General features: G+C 38.9%; 16 protein-coding genes and 1 pseudogene. 7 read left to right on the forward strand and 10 right to left on the reverse strand.

Annotation, left to right across the window (positions count from 1 at the left end):
- Nucleotides 1-69 precede the first annotated feature (69 nt).
- The 4 genes and pseudogenes from AACQ38_RS10420 to AACQ38_RS10435 all read left to right on the forward strand — a co-directional run bounded on the left by AACQ38_RS10420 (nt 70) and on the right by AACQ38_RS10435 (nt 1,920).
- A complete protein-coding gene (locus AACQ38_RS10420) occupies nt 70-465 on the forward strand; it encodes a DUF6088 family protein (RefSeq protein ID WP_011148368.1) in 396 nt (131 codons plus the stop codon).
- Nucleotides 458-583, forward strand: a complete 126-nt coding sequence (locus tag AACQ38_RS10425; RefSeq protein ID WP_255562325.1) for a hypothetical protein — start codon at nt 458-460, stop codon at nt 581-583. The genes AACQ38_RS10420 and AACQ38_RS10425 overlap by 8 nt, the downstream gene beginning before the upstream one ends.
- Nucleotides 584-663: 80 nt before the next feature.
- Nucleotides 664-1,545 (forward strand): annotated as a pseudogene (locus AACQ38_RS10430) (nucleotidyl transferase AbiEii/AbiGii toxin family protein); the annotation flags it as partial.
- A gap of 12 nt (nt 1,546-1,557) precedes the next feature.
- Nucleotides 1,558-1,920 (forward strand): hypothetical protein, encoded by a 363-nt coding sequence (locus tag AACQ38_RS10435; protein ID WP_165578064.1) that lies wholly within the window; start codon nt 1,558-1,560, stop codon nt 1,918-1,920.
- On the opposite strand, the gene AACQ38_RS10440 is transcribed toward AACQ38_RS10435, so the two are convergent.
- The 10 genes from AACQ38_RS10440 to AACQ38_RS10485 form a co-directional block, all read right to left on the reverse strand.
- Nucleotides 1,888-3,336 (reverse strand): pyridoxal phosphate-dependent decarboxylase family protein, encoded by a 1,449-nt coding sequence (locus AACQ38_RS10440; RefSeq protein WP_011148366.1) that lies wholly within the window; start codon nt 3,334-3,336, stop codon nt 1,888-1,890. The genes AACQ38_RS10435 and AACQ38_RS10440 overlap by 33 nt on opposite strands.
- A gap of 24 nt (nt 3,337-3,360) precedes the next feature.
- Nucleotides 3,361-4,662 (reverse strand): SidA/IucD/PvdA family monooxygenase, encoded by a 1,302-nt coding sequence (locus tag AACQ38_RS10445; RefSeq protein ID WP_165578065.1) that lies wholly within the window; start codon nt 4,660-4,662, stop codon nt 3,361-3,363.
- 2 nt (nt 4,663-4,664) lie between these two features.
- The gene (locus AACQ38_RS10450) at nt 4,665-5,630 is read right to left on the reverse strand and encodes an ABC transporter substrate-binding protein (RefSeq protein WP_165578066.1); all 966 of its coding nucleotides are present in this window, start codon (nt 5,628-5,630) and stop codon (nt 4,665-4,667) included.
- A 10-nt stretch (nt 5,631-5,640) separates the two neighbouring features.
- On the reverse strand, nt 5,641-6,768 hold the full coding sequence (locus AACQ38_RS10455) for an NAD(P)/FAD-dependent oxidoreductase (protein ID WP_165578067.1): 1,128 nt from the start codon (nt 6,766-6,768) through the stop codon (nt 5,641-5,643).
- 2 nt (nt 6,769-6,770) lie between these two features.
- On the reverse strand, nt 6,771-8,264 hold the full coding sequence (locus AACQ38_RS10460; RefSeq protein ID WP_011148362.1) for a methionine--tRNA ligase: 1,494 nt from the start codon (nt 8,262-8,264) through the stop codon (nt 6,771-6,773).
- A 2-nt stretch (nt 8,265-8,266) separates the two neighbouring features.
- Nucleotides 8,267-8,635, reverse strand: a complete 369-nt coding sequence (locus tag AACQ38_RS10465) for a cupin domain-containing protein (protein WP_011148361.1) — start codon at nt 8,633-8,635, stop codon at nt 8,267-8,269.
- A complete protein-coding gene (locus AACQ38_RS10470; RefSeq protein WP_165578068.1) occupies nt 8,632-9,999 on the reverse strand; it encodes an aspartate aminotransferase family protein in 1,368 nt (455 codons plus the stop codon). Before AACQ38_RS10470 ends, AACQ38_RS10465 begins: the two co-directional genes overlap by 4 nt.
- A gap of 1 nt (nt 10,000) precedes the next feature.
- Complete coding sequence (locus tag AACQ38_RS10475) at nt 10,001-11,326, reverse strand: lysine N(6)-hydroxylase/L-ornithine N(5)-oxygenase family protein (RefSeq protein ID WP_165578069.1); 1,326 nt, start codon at nt 11,324-11,326, stop codon at nt 10,001-10,003.
- 52 nt (nt 11,327-11,378) lie between these two features.
- Entirely contained in the window at nt 11,379-12,338 is a 960-nt protein-coding gene (locus tag AACQ38_RS10480; RefSeq protein ID WP_165578070.1) for an LLM class oxidoreductase, read from the reverse strand.
- A gap of 237 nt (nt 12,339-12,575) precedes the next feature.
- On the reverse strand, nt 12,576-12,725 hold the full coding sequence (locus AACQ38_RS10485; RefSeq protein ID WP_158538194.1) for a hypothetical protein: 150 nt from the start codon (nt 12,723-12,725) through the stop codon (nt 12,576-12,578).
- 13 nt (nt 12,726-12,738) lie between these two features.
- Between AACQ38_RS10485 and AACQ38_RS10490 the strand changes: the two genes are divergently transcribed.
- The 3 genes from AACQ38_RS10490 (at nt 12,739) to AACQ38_RS10500 (ending at nt 16,461) form a co-directional block, all read left to right on the forward strand.
- On the forward strand, nt 12,739-13,677 hold the full coding sequence (locus tag AACQ38_RS10490) for a LysR substrate-binding domain-containing protein (protein ID WP_109791852.1): 939 nt from the start codon (nt 12,739-12,741) through the stop codon (nt 13,675-13,677).
- Nucleotides 13,678-14,177: 500 nt separating this feature from the next.
- Nucleotides 14,178-14,801, forward strand: a complete 624-nt coding sequence (locus AACQ38_RS10495; RefSeq protein ID WP_011148356.1) for a glutathione S-transferase family protein — start codon at nt 14,178-14,180, stop codon at nt 14,799-14,801.
- A gap of 214 nt (nt 14,802-15,015) precedes the next feature.
- Nucleotides 15,016-16,461 carry a 4-hydroxyphenylacetate 3-hydroxylase family protein gene (locus tag AACQ38_RS10500; protein ID WP_011148355.1) on the forward strand — a complete coding sequence of 482 codons (1,446 nt, stop codon included), beginning with the start codon at nt 15,016-15,018 and terminating at the stop codon, nt 16,459-16,461.
- Nucleotides 16,462-16,849: the final 388 nt, after the last annotated feature.

The raw sequence follows: 16,849 nt of genomic DNA on the forward strand, positions 1-16,849 counted from the left end.
GTCGTTTGTTTGCTAGTAAAAATGTCGTATGTTTGCTACGCTTGTCGATCATAATTTCTGGAGAGCCCCATGATTATTAAAGAGCGTATTCAGGCGCGTTTGAAGCGATCAAAACGTTATGTGTTCATTCGTGACGACTTTAAAGATATTGCTGGTTATGATCAGGTAGGAAGGATACTGCGCGGTTTGGTCAAAGAAGGTCAATTGCTGAAAGTGGGATACGGTGTTTACACCAAGGCTCGGAAAAATAGCGTTACTGGGAAAATAATGCCTGCTTCTCCGGGAGGCTCTGATGCGGTTATTCTTGAAGCGTTAGAGCGTTTAAAGGTGAAATACCATTTGGATGGAGCTTCTGCTGCCTATACTGACGGTAAATCAACACAGATTCCCGCTTATACCCAAATTAAAACCACATTCCGTTTTAAACGGGTGTTATCGGTGGGGAATAGCCGGTTAAATGGATGATTTATCAGGTTTATTTGCAGATGTTGCCGATGTACTAGGTATCGGTACTATTTCTATTGTGGAAAAAGATTACTATACCCTATGGATTTCAAGATGCATCGCGACGGCAAGGGAGTGAATCCCCGGGAGCATAGGTAACTATGTGACCGGGGTGAGCGAGTGCAGCCAACAAAGAGGCAACTTGAAGGATAACGGGTATATATTGTTGAACTGCTTCGTCTGCTACAGCCTTTAGCGTTTGATACCCATAAACTGGTATTTGCTGGTGGAACAGCGTTGGCAAAAGCCGGAATTTCACTTGATCGGATGTCGGAAGATGTGGATATCAAACTGGTTCCACAGCCTGAATTTTTGGTGGGTGTTCAGTACTCCCGATCTCAGCGCAAAAATATCAGAAAGGATATTGTTCAGACGATATCAGCGACTATTGCAGCATCTGGTTTTTTGGGGATTGACGATAGCAACCCTAAGATCACACGGGATGAATATCGCTACAATGATATTTCGGTCCGCTATCCCCAACGTGTTGTACAGGTTCCCTACCTCAGGCCGTTTATCAAACTGGAGTTGATGGAGTCTGATTTGCTGCAAGCGGCAGAACGGCGCGATATTCGTTCATTTGTCACGCAACTAACAGGAAAAGGTCGGGCGGTTGAAGCGTTCCCCTGCACGACGATTATCAGCACTCAAGCTGAAAAGCTGGTAGCTATGCTGAGACGGACTGCTGCGTTTATGCGTAATATTGATAGAAAGGATGACGAGTCACTGGTTCGTCATCTGCATGATAACTACTGCATTGTGAATGCAATAGGAGTGGATATCCGTCAACTTGCTGGTTTTGTACAACAAACTATTGAACAGGATATTCAGCGCTATGGCCGCCAGTATCCTCAGTTTCAGATTTCGTCGATTAATGAACTGAGAGCTGGATTGGAAGAGTTGGGAAGTAATCCCATCTATCAGCAATGTTATCAACAACTTGTGATCCCAATGGTCTTTGAACATAGTAGAATACCTTGGGCAGAAGCTTACGATTGTTTCCGGCAGACGGCTTTATCTGTTCTGAATGAGCTGAACTAAATTGTCTGGTTGGTGAACGCATTTACACAGATATTGGTTATTGTTAGTAAAATTCACTGTAAATCTTGGCCTAATGCGGGCGGAGATATCGGGCGAAAAGCAGTATATACCCAATGGATTTCAAGATGCATCGCGACGGCAAGGGAGCGAATCCCCGGGAGCATAGATAACTATGTGACCGGGGTGAGTGAGCGCAGCCAACAAAGAGGCAACTTGAAGGATAACGGGTATAACCTGTTTTCCTATTTCAGTGAACATAGTGTGGATCGCAAATTAGACTTAAAAAAAACCACCGCTCTTTATTCAAGAGTTGTCGGTGGTGATGTGAGCGAAAGTAGATATTTACATTGGCACAGAATTTCGCGCCATATTTAAAGTATCGACAAGCTGATCAATATCTGATTTGCTGGATCTAAAACTGGATATACAAAGGCGCAGGGCTTTTGTATTGGCAAAGGTGGTTATTGAGATCCAGCATTGATTAATCTCTAATACTTTCTCTAAAATTTTATTAACATCAAAATCTCCATTATCACGGATACAAATAACAGGCAAAGCAGAGGGATTCAATATCTGCCAATCATTTTTCGCCAGTTGTGATCTTAAATAATCAGCAAGATTGATCTGATAATCAATCATATTGCTAAATCCCGTTCGGCCAAGAATAGCCAGAGGCATAAATAGTTTTAATCCGTTAAAACGTCGGGACCACTGAATGGAGTGAATGTAGGGATCGGAATTAATATCATCACTAACTGGCATATAATTGGTGGAAACAGCAAAAGGTGTTGTCAGAATATGTTTATCTGCACATATAAACATGCCAGTACCCATTGGGGCAGAAAGCCATTTATGGGCGTCAATGGTAATGGAATCAGCCTGTTCAATACCCTTGAGATGATGAGAATATTGATCACTTAACAGGATTGCGCCTGCCCATGCTGCATCAATATGGAAGAATAGCTGATATTTATTTGCTACAGCGGCAAGCTCTGGCAGCGGATCGATAATACCTGCATTTGTCGTTCCAGCGGTCCCAACAATCATGAAAGGTTTATTGCCGTTCGCTATATCATTATCAATAGCTCGGGTTAAACCTGAAATATCCATTCTTCCTGTATGATCAACCGCTATTAATCTGACAGCACTGTGTCCCAAACCAGATTGTAATGCTATTTTTAACCAGGCAAGATGGCTATCTGAAGAGATATAAAAAATAGGTTGCCCATTTATTGACTGTAAACCCTGTTGGGCATAATCGGGAAAATGTTTTGTCAGGGCGCAAATAAGCGCAGTACAATTTGCTTCTGCACCACCGGTAGTAAATGTGCCTCCGCTATTATCAGCATTAAACCCTGCCAGGCCACCAAAATATTTAATTAATTTTTCCTCTATTTCAACGCAGGCCGGGGCGTGACTCCAGACCGCTAATTGTGGATTATATAGCGCAGTAATGAAGTCAGAAATAATACCCCAGAAAGTTGATGATGGATTAAATAGCCCAAAATAATGCGGGCTGGTGACATGAACAATTCCTTTTTCCATAAGGTGTAATACATCATTTAAAACATCTGTTGGCGAAAAATTGCCATCAAAGGTGTATTTTGATAAAGCGTGGGAAATATCAGTTTTGGAAAGTGAAGGATTAACTCCCATTGTCGGCAACTCAGCAATGTGATTGTTAACTGAATTCTTTATGAATTCAATAATATCATTACGTTGATGTATCTCAGGAAATAGTGAAGAGATGATTTCCTTGCTGATATCCCATCTGTCATTTGTGTCTATCATTTGATTGATCTCCTCCTGTAAAAATTAAATAGCGTAATCATCAGTCGTTCCGGTATTCGCTTTAATAGACTCATATATTCTTTCTGCTCTTATCGCGACTGCGGAAAAAGATTGAGCATCGCTAATACCATGAGTTCGTTCTGAAAGGCCATTGACATAAAGATGAGCGGTACCACAATTTTTTAATTTCACTTTATAGTCACTGTCGATGGTAAGCCCACCTTCAAAATCTTTTACCAAAAATTGATCGAATTTTTCCAGTAGATCAGGTAGCGGGTTTTGATAATATCCCGTGCCTAACACGATAGCGTCACAAATATGGTTAGTCTCTTCACCAGTAAATGTATCTTTAATAACAATTTGGTATTCTTCGTGAGAGTGGTCAATCGTAATTATTTCTGAATTGACCATCATGTGAAGACGTTCTTTGCCAATGACTTCATCTTCATACATCGTTGAAAATAGCGATTGGCTCTCATCAATATCAATGCCTGAATAGTTTGTACTTTTAACGTGTTCGAAAAATACTTTTTTGTTCTCCGGGCTTAAAGATTTAAAGTATTCGATATTTTCTGGTAAGAATACCAGATTGGGGAATTGGCCTAGTTGCGCGATCTTAAAGCCGATTGAACGATGCAGTGAAAGAATGTCAATATCATCTTTTTTATTGATTAAGTCAGCAATCACTTCGCCGGCACTTTGACCAGAACCAATAACCATCCATCTTCGGGGTATGTTATTTTGGAAATTATTTATTTTTTCTAAATATGCAGAGGTATGAAAAACATGATCACCTAACAAGTTATCAAACATTTTTGGCGTAAATGGCGTTGATCCGCTGGATAATATCAGCGTATTGGTAACATACTCAAAATCTTCCCCGGAGACACTAAAGCCATCCAGTAATCCACGGTTGATAACCGGATATATATGAGTCACATTTTTTTTGTATTGCACATAATTTTCCAGTTTTTGTCCAACCCAGATCATGTAATCTGACCATTCAAAGCGACTTGCTGGACGACCTAATAAGCCAAATTTAAACAGGCGATTTTTTTCTTTCAAATACATGGCAAAACTATAAGGACTTTGTGGGTTTCTGGGGGTCACTAAATCCCGATAAACATGATGATTAATATCGGTGCTTGGCAATAATAAATTAGGATGCCAGGCACAAGAATCTGCTTTTTCAAGTGCTAAGAAATTATTTTGCAATTGATACTGATGTTCGATTTTTTTCTCATCAAATATACAAGCTAATGCGATACCTGCGGGTCCAAAGCCAATGCTGAGTACATCTATAAATTTTTTATTATTTGTATTCATTGTTAAGCTCTCGAATTAATGGGTAAAATATAGCGTGGCTTCATAATGGAGTTCTCATTCATCCATAAACATAATTTAGCGGCTGAGCATTCCCCTTTAATGAACTTAATATGGCCGAGGATTGTCTGGAATGTCTCTCTATTCAAACGATTTAATAATTTATCGGGAATCGCTAATTGATGGGCAATCTCCAATGCGGCAAAGGTTTCAAGAAAGAAGATGTTAGGGAATTGGTGGTATTGTTGGATATAGTGTTGGATACAGGATTCCAGTGGGTTAATGAATTCGACTGGAGCAAATCCGATACCGGTAATTTGTCCATTTTCCACATTTTCTGGCAAATTAAGTTGCTTGCATGCAGCATCATCAGTAAGGATAATTTGTCCATTTTTCTTTTCAGAGAAATAATGATGAAGAAATTTTTCACTTTTACCGATAGTACCAATAAAAATAATTTGATCGGTATTGTCATTGGGTTTTACCGCAGCATCGTCTCTGCTCAACATTCTGCGAATATCTTCTGCCAGATTATCACTATATTTTGAGCCATCGGTTTTTATTTCATAATAGTGATCTCCATCTTCTTTTGTTAATACAGTAAGTGCATGGGCAATATTTTTATTATTGAAGCAAATTCTGAATATATTGCTATTTCTTATGGTCAAGGTAGTTTCAGTTGCAGTAGGTAACAGAACAGGAATGTTATGATGTGAGTAGACTTCCGCCGCACCTATTGCCGCGTTACTTGAAAAATGACCTATGACCATATCGACATTGTTCTCAATATTATAGTGTGCTGCTTTAGCACCTCCTTCAATTGAGCCATAATCTTCACTGAATATAAATTCCAGTGTGCTATTGTTATGTAGATCTTTAAATATCTCAATAGCACGCATGACAGTTAATGCATGTACCGATCTCTCAGGATCTAAAATGGCGGAAATGCCACAAATAAGCTTGCTATTCATTTTATTTATCTTAATAAGTAAATCGTGAATAGGAGAAAATCTGATTTTTCTGTTTGAGAAAATCAGTCGAAAGTTCAGTTGGCAATAGGTTTAATGTAATAATCTCAGACACCGCTAAAGCGATTTTATATCCTATACCACAGAATCCAGCCGCAACAAAACATCTCTTTTCTTCATCGATAAAGTCAAGAATAGGGCGTTCATCTGGTGTATATGAATCATATCCTTTAATGATAGAGAGAATATTGCTTGGCTCATGTTTAAATTTTGATTTTAGGAGCCTTTCGCTGATATCGTTTTCAATAATATTATCATTATATTCTATATCTTCTGGTGTCTCGGCAGCATTTCTAATCTTAGATCCGGCTTGATAGAAATATTCAGCAAGTGGCACGATATGCGTGCCGGTTTCGGTATCTATAATTGGCATATTTGTACTGTAGGAGGTACGGATATTTGCCAGAGGGATACTTTTAGCATTAACGGGCAGTTTATATGCCAGTGTTTTTGTCCATGCACCGATGGCTAAAACAATATAGTCCGCTTCAATGGTTGAGTGAGCAAGTTGAACGATGGCTTTACCATTTTCGGTTGTTATTGCATGTACTTTGGTATTCTCTAATACTAGATTCCCCGTATCTCTAACAACTTGTGCTAAGTTTGAGGCTGTATGTCTAATATAGCCAAATCCGCCATTGGGCTCAAAAAGGATAATTCGGTTGTTATGTTTGGAATAACATCCATTGGTTAATTCGAAAGCTTTTTCGGCGGATATGAGCTCTAAAGGATAGAGACTGTCGCTATAATCCCTGATACTTGTTTTGACTAATTCAATATTTTTCTGATTGAGTTCGGCGGCATAAATAATACCTGTCTGTTTGAGCGTTTTTTTAAATATTTTTCCTACCTGACTCTCTTGCATTAGCTCGACACTTCTTCGTGTGAGCCTGGCAATTTCCGGATCAGGATCATGTACGCGGAATAATGCACCGGAGAATTTAGTCGCGCCATTACCGCCAATAGTCTCTTGCTCAATGAGGGAGACATTGAGTCCTTTCAATGCCAAGTTTGCAGCAACTGTTGCGCCAACTATTCCCCCTCCTATAATGGTAATTCGTATGGTTTTATCTGTTTGCATAATCAAACACCTGGTCTTGATAAATTTAGCAATGAACAGAAAGCCTCTATATCATGGTGAGTAATATATTCTTTTAATTTTTGGGATGTTTTGGGTATTATTGGTTCAGACAAAATTGCAAATAAAATAGCAAGATTCTTATCTAAAATATTGTAATTTAATTTTGCGTTTAATAAATCTAACATCTCCATTAATTCAGCGGCAATTTCCTTAATCGAAAAATTATCGTATCTGGAATAGGTTTGCCATCTTTCGATAATTTTTGTTTCTGATTCTGATAATACGATAGGGCTAGTAATATTATCAGAATTCATTTTTTCCAAATTATCAGATATTTTGGGCAGCAGATAATTAAAGATATGATTCCGCCATGTCCAGAACTCTTCTACGACAAAATTTTCAGAAGCGTGTTCTGGCGATATTAGAGAGACATAGAACCTGACACTGTCAGAACAGGCATTTTTGACGATATCTTTCACCCAAATCGCATGATTGCGGCTGGTTGAAAAATCTTTTCCATCTAATTTTAAGAAAAAGTTAGTATAGAAAGCATGTTTAAAGTGTAATTCATCGTTCAATAATATTTGAGCCGGGTATGCAAGAATATGGCTGTAAGAACAATCCATACCTAAAAAATTGACCATGCAAGTATTATCATCATAAATAAGGTCATAAGGACTCTCTGTATCGGCGTTTTTTTCAGAAAGCTCTTTCAGTGTTGCTAAATATCCGGCTAATCCCATAAACCAGGTATGAATACGGTGATTTTCATCAGAATAGAGTTTCAGCCCTGATTCATTGGGGCGAGTCACGCCCCACTCTTTTATACCATGCGCAAAAACTTCCTCGACCCATGCTGTTAATTGTGGCCTCATAGGAGAACTAAGAATTTTCTCTTTTAATTTTTCGGCAATTACCGGCAGTAATAGAAAGTTGCGCTCAACATGTTTATAAACAACGTTTTCATTGCACAAAATACAGCGCAAATTTTTCATTTCAAATGCGTCCGGTGCCATTGCGCAGGATTCACATTGGCTTGGATCTGAGCTTTCACCACAATGATTACATTCACCTCTGGCAAAGGCTTCATAGCCCCATTTTTCACATTTTTCGCAATAAGGTTCTAAACTCACCTTTGGTGCAATAATGCCTTGGTCCAAACAAGAGTGATAGAGCATCTTGACGGCATCTTCAAAATAGCGGTTATCGTATGACTCTAGCCAATGATCCAGTTTTATATCAATTAAGATCAATGATTCCTGTATTTTTTTCGAATTCTCTTTTGCCAGTGCTGGTGCACTTATGCCTATTTCTTCTGCTTTGCGCTGTAAATAAGATTGATAATCATCTGAATAGGATATCAGATAACACTTTTTACCCTTTAAACGCTGAGTGCGAGTAAATATATCTGCACTTAAAAATGGTCCTGCTATATGACCAACGTGCAGATCGCCATTTGGTGTTGGCGGCGTAATGGTGACAATGTATTTATTCATTATTAATCCTGCTCTAATCGGGTAAGAAAGTTCAATGTACTTTCCTTGTCCCACCATATTGTGTAAAAGTGGAAATCTTCCTGATTGTTATTTATTACATGATGTTCAGAGTCTAATGGAATAATAATTAAATCCCCTTTGGTGACAGGAAAATCTTCGTCATTTATTCTTATAATGGCATTACCTTGGATAACAATAAATAATTCATATTCATTGTGGGAATGGCGGAAACTTTTGGTTTCTGGTCGTACAATACACCATGCACCGCCAAATGGCGTATTTAGCCCCTCCCACGGTAAAAGTCTTGAACCGTCCAGATCATATTCATGAACCATTGAATCCCAATCCATTTTACGAATAATATTCATCATACACCTTCCTCTAAAAGTTGAAATTCATTCATATAGGCTCGAAATGTATTTCGAAGAATCTCTATGGCTTCTTCAATGGTATCACTACTCACATTGAGTGGCGGAAGAATACGTAATACCGTATCGTTTCTGCCACCTAATTCTGTTATTAATCCTTTATTTAATGCTATTTTTTGAATATGTTTTGCTGTTATTTCACATGCTTTACCTGTGCTGGCGTTAAGAATTTCAACACCTAGCATCAAGCCTTTACCACGAATTTCACCAATGATGTTAAAATTATTTTTCAACGCGGCGAGATGCTTTTTAATTTGTATTGATTTCTGTTTGACATTCTCTAATAAATTATCACGCTTTATTATTTCAATGGCTTTTGTACCTGAGGCGAATGCCAACTGATTTCCTCTAAATGTGCCAATATGAATACCTGATGTCCAATTATTGAAATCTTTCTTATAGAACATAAGGGAAGAGGGTAACCCTATTCCGCTGGTGCCTTTTGAGGTAACAAATATATCAGGCTCAATTGCGTACTGTTCAAAAGCATACCAGGTTCCGGTCCTGCCACAACCGGTTTGGATCTCGTCAATAATAACCGGAATAGAATATGTCTTTGAAACACGGATAATACTGTCTACGAATGATTTTTGTGCAGAATAAACGCCACCTTCACCTTGAATAAGCTCCAGAATGATTGCGGCAATATTTCCTAACCCAGAGTTTGCATCATTTAAGGCGGATTCAAGATATAATCCGGCATCAAGATGATCTGAATTGAGTACCCAACTTTCCGAAGATTGAGATTCTGAGCCATAGGGGAAAAAATGGACGCCCGGCATTTTTCCCAGAATATTTTTCTTCATACTTCTATTGCCAGTAACGGCAATAGCAGCATGGGTACATCCATGATAGCCACCCCTGAAACTAATAATTTCGTCAGCTCCGGTAGCTATTTTTGCCAGCTTAATGGCTGCTTCAATGGCATCCGCACCTGTTGGCCCACAAAAATGTATTTTGTATTTGTTGCGCAGGCTTTCAGGTAGCATACTTAAATGCGCTTCGGTAAAAAGTTCTTTGGCAGGCGTGGGAAAATCCAAGCCCAAACAGAGTTTTGATACTTGTGCATTTACTTCGGCAATTAATTCAGGGTGAGAGTGTCCCAGAGGTAAAGAGCCGGCACCGGATAAAAAATCAATAAATACATTACCGTCGATATCCTGAACATAACAACCATTGCCTTTTTCTAGCGAAATCTGAATTCTTTTAGGGTATGACACAGCACTTGATTCTTGCTCTAGCTGTTTTGCTAATGCGATTTTTGAAAAGGGACCTGGTATTGTGGTGTGAATATTAACCTTATTCATTTTAAGCCTCGATTTTATTTTTATTATGAATAGATCTTTTAATTTTTATATTTTTTTCGATAGAATCAATAATGTGTTTGGATCTAATAGAAACTAAACTCAATGAGCCGGCATCACCTAAGCCGTGTGAAGATTCACATAATCCGTTTAGATAAATGCCTATATCGGTAGCATTAATCAGATCTATCTTATAATCCCTGTTGATGATGATCCCGTTATGGCTATTTTTACTCATTAATGGATAGAGTTCTGCCAGAAGAGGTGGACAGATTTCCTGATATTCCTCCCTGCCAATATCTTTAAAACCTGTGGCGGAGACAACCATATCGACATCTATTTGATATGTTTCTTCTAACCCATGATTTTTTACTATTTGTAATGAAACAATGGAATCTTTCACGCTAGATTCAACAATATCCGCAGAGTTATGAATTTTGATTTTATGCTGACCAAAATATTTATCTCTATAGATAGTCCGATAAAGTTCATCGAGAACATCACCATCGGAGGCAGAGTAGTTTGTCAGATTTAAATCTCTTTTTAATCTCGCTTTATGCTCCTCTTTACTGTTGAAAAATGTATCTACAAATTCAGGAAAATAAACTTCACCTGTAAATGGCGAGGTATCTTTCAGTCGGTAGCCAAATTTCCTTGATACACCGTGAATTTCAAGGTAAGGAAATTTGTCTGCTAAAAATATCATGATTTCGATAGCAGATTGACTGCCACCGACTACCGCGATACTTTTTACTTTCCCACTGGAAATATGACTAATAATGTTGTTAAATTCTGCACCGTGAATTAAATGGTTATGGTCAAGTTGTCGCAGAGATAAAGGAATATAGGGGGTTCTTCCTGTTCCGACTATCAGGTTTTTACATTGATAGGTTTCTCCTCCATCTGTTTTGACTTCAATGAGTGTATTTTCCCCATGATAATGATCAATAATTTTCACGGATGTTATCGATGTTGAATAGCGAACGACTTTATCGAAATGTTTGGCCGCCCATTTGATATAGTCGCGGTATTCATAACGATATGGAAAATATAATCCCAAGTTTAAATGTTCAAATAACCTGTTATTTTCAAACAGGTAATTGATGAATGAATAGTGGCTTTTGGGGTTTCTTGGTGTCGCAAGATCCCGTAAAGGGTGGTTTTGGATATCGGAATTTGTTAATAACAGCCCGGCCTGCCATTCGCATGATGGCTCTTTTTCAAAGAAAAGCACTTTTTTATGGGGTAATTCTTCCTCCAGTGTTATCGCTAATGAAATATTGGATGGCCCAAATCCTACGCCTATGATATCGTATTCCACCTGGTTCATGTAAAATTCCTTAAATATTTAAACTTTTATTAGTAATAATTTTTTTATTTTTTTAGATAAAAGCAGGTAATACTTCTTCACCGATTTCTTGAATAACCTCTTTAGGGGGCCTTTTGCCGTACTGAATACCAAGAGCGGCGTGATTAACTCCGACTTCTTGCCACTCTTCCAACAATTCAATCAGCCCCAGGCGGCCGGTTTTCAGGATAAATCCGCCATTCGTGGGGGTTCTGGGATAATATTTATCCTCAACTAAATCAATCCATTCATTAGTTAAGTGCGGTTTGAACATATTTCCTGGGATATTTTTTCTAAATTCGCTAATATTCTTACCGAGTTTGGCGACGCCCTCTTTATTATGGGTTTGAATAGGATAGGTAAACCATCCATCCGAATTTTCCGCGATCCATTTAATATCTTGTTGCCCACGCCCAGTGACTATCAGGGGGATAAAATCATTGACCGCCTTGGGTATTAGGCGTAAATTCCCATCAATATAACCTAATGGGCTATTAATGGTGCGATTGTTGTTATCCAACAGCGCTCTGAACATATTGATTGATTCGACAAACCGCATCCCTTTTTCATTATAAGGTATGTTATAGGCAGGGAATTCTGACATTCTGTCTCCTGCGGCGACACCCAGTATTAACCGGCCATTTGATAATTGATCAATAGACGTTGCTTTCTTGGCTAAATCGATGGGGTGTCGCAGCGTAAATATGGCACTGCCGAAACCGATGGCGATTTTGCTGGTTAATGCGGCTAGCCAGGCGGCATAGACAAATGGATCGAAGCCCTGACCTATATCGCCAAAATTGGGATCGAACAGCGGGATATCTCTTAGCCAAATGGCGGAAAAGTTTTGTTGTTCGATTTCACGAATGAGATCGATTTCAGGTTTAATATCAGCTTCTTGATTTAACGCTCTGAGAGGTAAAAACATGCCGATGCTGATTTTGTTCTCCTTGAATAAATTAGTATACGTCTTATGCTTTGAATAATTGAACATAATAAATCCTCAATGCTATTTTAACATTTAGCTGACTTGAATAATTATTTCAGTTATTAATAATTATCGAGAAACTAGCATTAAAAGTAAGTGAATTAAAGCTATATTATTTAAACGCCAACCGTAGTTTTTCTAAATTTGCATGTCTTATTCTGTTTACATTTACCATTTTCCCGTATGGGTGTTGAAGTTCAGTTTTATATATTGATATCTGTAATTGGCATGGTAGTATCTTTGTCATATATACTCGTCATTTTTCAAGTTGCCTCTTTGTTGGCTGCACTCACTCACCCCGGTCACATCGTTCTTTATGCTCCCGGGGATTTGCTCCCTTGCCGTCGCGATGCATCTTGAAATCCAAGGGTATAGAGGACATACAGTGCACACTGGAGAATAAAATATGAGTTCTATTTTGCCTCTGTTAGCTCTCAGAGCTTTTACTGAAGTTGGTCGACGGGGCAGTGTTAAAGCTGCGGCGGCTGCAATGGGTGTATCTCCTGGGGCGGTCAGTCAACAGATTCGTATTTTGGAGGATAGAATTGGTTTTGCGCTGTTTTTAAGAACGCCTAAAGGTATAAAGCTTACGGCTAAAGCGGATCGGGTTTATGAGACGTTATTACTTTCGTTTGATAATATTGACAAATCTATTAAGTCTCTTAAAGCAATGCAGTTCGAACATAAAGTCTCTATAAATACCACTTCGTCATTTGCCGCATCGTGGCTGATTCCCAGACTAAAAAATTTTAATGAGAAATATCCTAATATTGAAGTTAATATAGAAGCTTCCAATGAATTGGTAGACCTAAAAAGAAGTTCTACAGACATTGCTGTACGGCATGGGCTTGGTAATTACCCAAGTTTAATATCTACCAGGTTAATTGCACCGGTATTAATTCCCGTGGGTACGCCGGAACTTTTAGGATCAGGACCACCGATAAACCATGTTGAAGATTGTCTGAATTACCCTTTGTTACAGGATTCAGATAGATCTGATTGGCATTTATGGTTAAAAGCACACGGAATTAATGAAGGGGCGAAAGCAAGACAGGGCTCCAGTTTCGAAGATGATTTTTTACTGGCTCGCGCCGCTTTAACCGGTCAGGGTTTAGCATTGGTGCCTGAATTTTGCGTTGAAGAGGAATTGCGTTCCGGTCGGCTTAACGTTGCACTGGAAAAAAAATGGCCTTCCCGATTTGCTTATTATGCGGTGACATTGCCAGAAACCTTGTTCCGACCTGAAATTGTTAATATTATTGATTGGCTTGTTGAGCAATCTAATTTGTCTGACGATTGCGTGGGAGAATGTTCATTAGCTTGGAACCAATCTGAGTCATTGTGATATGTCATTGCGGTTTTTCACGATTAATTGATCCACAAGAAGATAAATAGTTTTCTTGTGTACTTTTATGTTCGCATTCTTTACTGACAACACAATAAATCAATAAATGTAATTTATGCGTGTAGAAAGGAACACCGTGATATTCATTTTCAATTTCTGAGAATTAATGTTATTTTCATTTAGTTAGCGGTATATACCCTATGGATTTCAAGATGCATCGCGGCGGCAAGGGAGCGAATCCCCGGGAGCATAGATAACTATGTGACTGGGGTGAGCGAGTGCAGCCAACAAAGAGGCAACTTGAAAGATGACGGGTATAGAGAGAAATTGAATGCTGGCTCTCTATTAGTAATATTTTAAATGCGAGTGATATTTTAGCAGTTAAATTATTAAGCGTTTGTCTTGAGGGGAGATATATACCCTATGGATTTCAAGAGGCATCGCGACGGCAAGAGAGTGCAGTCAACAAAGAGGCAACTTGAAAGATAACGGGTATAGAGATGATCTACTTATACACTGATAGTTCACCAAATGGCTATAAGATCACAATTGCTTTGGAAGAGTTGGGATTGCCATACACATTAAAGCATGTACGAATTGAAAAGGGTGAAAATAGGGAGCTTGAGTTTTTACAATTAAACCCTCACGGGCGTATACCCGTACTTGTTGATGAAAGTACTGAGACGACCCTTTTTGAATCGTCGGCGATTCTGCTTTATCTGGCATCGAAAACTCAGCAACTGTTGCCGGAGGATTTTAAAAGCCGTTGGGAAGCGATTACATGGCTAACATTTCATTCTTCCAGCGTCGGGCCAATATTGGGACAACGGGTTCATTTTGAATTATTTGTAACTGAAAAAAATCATATGGCTATACAACGATATCGTCGCTTAACGGAAGAGGCTTTCTCTACGTTGAATAAACGGCTTAGTGATCGCCCCTTTTTCGCCGGAGATGAGTACTCCATTGCTGATATTGCTAATTTTGGCTGGACCCATATTGCCAGAATTATTGACTTTGATTTTAGTCATCATGAATATTTAAGTGCTTGGCATGATCGTATTGCCTTAAGGCCCGCAGTACAGCGTGGGATTATGATACCGGAGCCGGCAACCGGCCCTTAAATGGCAATGCCCGACAATAGGGCAAGGAATTGTCATGCCTTTGAAGATCGATTTACCTAAAATCAATTCTATACCCAATGGATTTCAAGATGGATCGCGACGGCAAGGGAGCGAATCCCCGGGAGCATAGAGAACGATGTGACCGGGGTGAGAGAGTGCAGCCAACAAAGAGGCAATTTGAAAGATAACGGATATATTTCGGAGGAAATTGTTAATGTCTAGAACTGGTGAGGAATATATTGAAAGCTTGCGTGATGGAAGAACTATTTTTCTGAATGGAGAAAAGATCACTAATCACGTGGATCACCCTGCTTTTCGGAATGCAATTAGAACCGTAGCTTCACTTTATGATTATCAGGCAGCACACGCTGATCAGATGACGTTCGAAACATCTGGTGGTAAGCGCGTTGGTTTATATTGGGAACTTCCTACTACCCGAGAGAAATTAATTGCCAGAGGTGAGGCGGCGTATGCCTGGGCAATGCAGAGTTGTGGTTGGTTAGGTAGAAGCCCAGATCATGTTTCTGCTGCTCTGACCGGAATGATGACTTACCTGGAAGTCTTTGAGGAATATTCTAAGGATAGGGCTGAGGCATTAAAAAATTACTATTCATATGCCCGTGATAAAGATATTTATTTGGCTTTTACATTAGTCAATCCACAAGGTGATCGATCCAAAACACCCAGTGAACATATAAAAAACGTCTTTCATACTCTTGGTGTATTGGAGGAGAAACCGCAAGGAATAATTGTTCGCGGGGCAAAGATGTTAGGAACAGCGGCTGTCCTTGCAGAGGAAGTGGTTGTTGGCGTGTTTAATCCACTCAAAGAGGGCGTTGATGATAAATATGCTCTATCTTTTGCATTACCGTTGAATACTAAAGGAATAAAAATTCTTTCCAGAAAATCCTATGAAACAGGCAGTAATAAATTTGATTCCCCTTTAGCGCATCAGTTTGATGAGAATGATGCAGTCATTTATTTCGACGATGTTTTTGTTCCGTGGGAAAGAGTTTTTGTTTATAAAAATACGGATATGTGTCGCCGGCAATTTCTGGCAACTGGCGCTGACGTTTTAATGGATGTTCAGGGTATGGCTCGGTATGCCGTTAAGCTGCATTTCTTAACGGGTTTGGCTCATCAGCTTACTGAAACTACAGGCGTCAATGAGTTTCCTGCTGTTCGTGAATCATTAGCTGAGCTTGCTTGCTATGCCACTAATATTGAAGGGCTGTTTCGTGGTTTAATTAGCAATCCTGATCGACATAATGAGTACTATATTCCCAATCGATTACAACTATATGCTTGTCAGGTTGCATTACAGTCAACTTATCCAAAGGTGATAGAAAGCATCAGAAAACTTTCTGGTGGTGGTGTGATTATGTTACCGTCAAATTATATTGATTTAGCAAATCCAGAAATCCGTGACTTAATAGAAAAAACACAATATTCAACTCTACTGCCACCCATTGAACGTGTGAAATTACTGAAATTAGTGTGGGATGCTATCGGTTCTGAGTTTGCATCACGTCATACTCAATATGAAATGTTCTATTCAGGAGCGCATTATGTTGCTCTGTCTCGTCTATATGATCAATATGATTGGGATTTTGCTAAGAATATGAGCCGCGGGATTTTAGATTCTATTGATGTTAGTTGAGTTCTGTATTTAATTCAGATGCAACTAACTTGTTTTATTTTTATCAAATTTGAAGTGGCGGGATAGATTATATCCCGTTTTTCTATTTTGTTTTTTAATATGTGGGATGGTTTGACTAATATTATATACCCTATGGATTTCAAGATGGATTGCGACGGCAAGGGAACGAATCCCCGGGAGCATAGATAACTATGTGACCGGGGTGAGTGAGTGCAGCCAACAAAGAGGCAACTTGAAAGATGACGGGTATATCAACGTATCGAGCCATTTATATATCTGCTAATAAACTATCGCATCTTGTTAAAGAATCATTTCTCTGAAATGTTTTGACATATTTACGTGTAATTAGTGAAAGTTAGCATACAATTTATTCTATTAATAATAGTAA

Origin of the sequence: Photorhabdus sp. RW14-46, from assembly GCF_963887965.1 — a bacterium.
Classification (GTDB): Bacteria; Pseudomonadota; Gammaproteobacteria; order Enterobacterales; family Enterobacteriaceae; genus Photorhabdus; species Photorhabdus laumondii.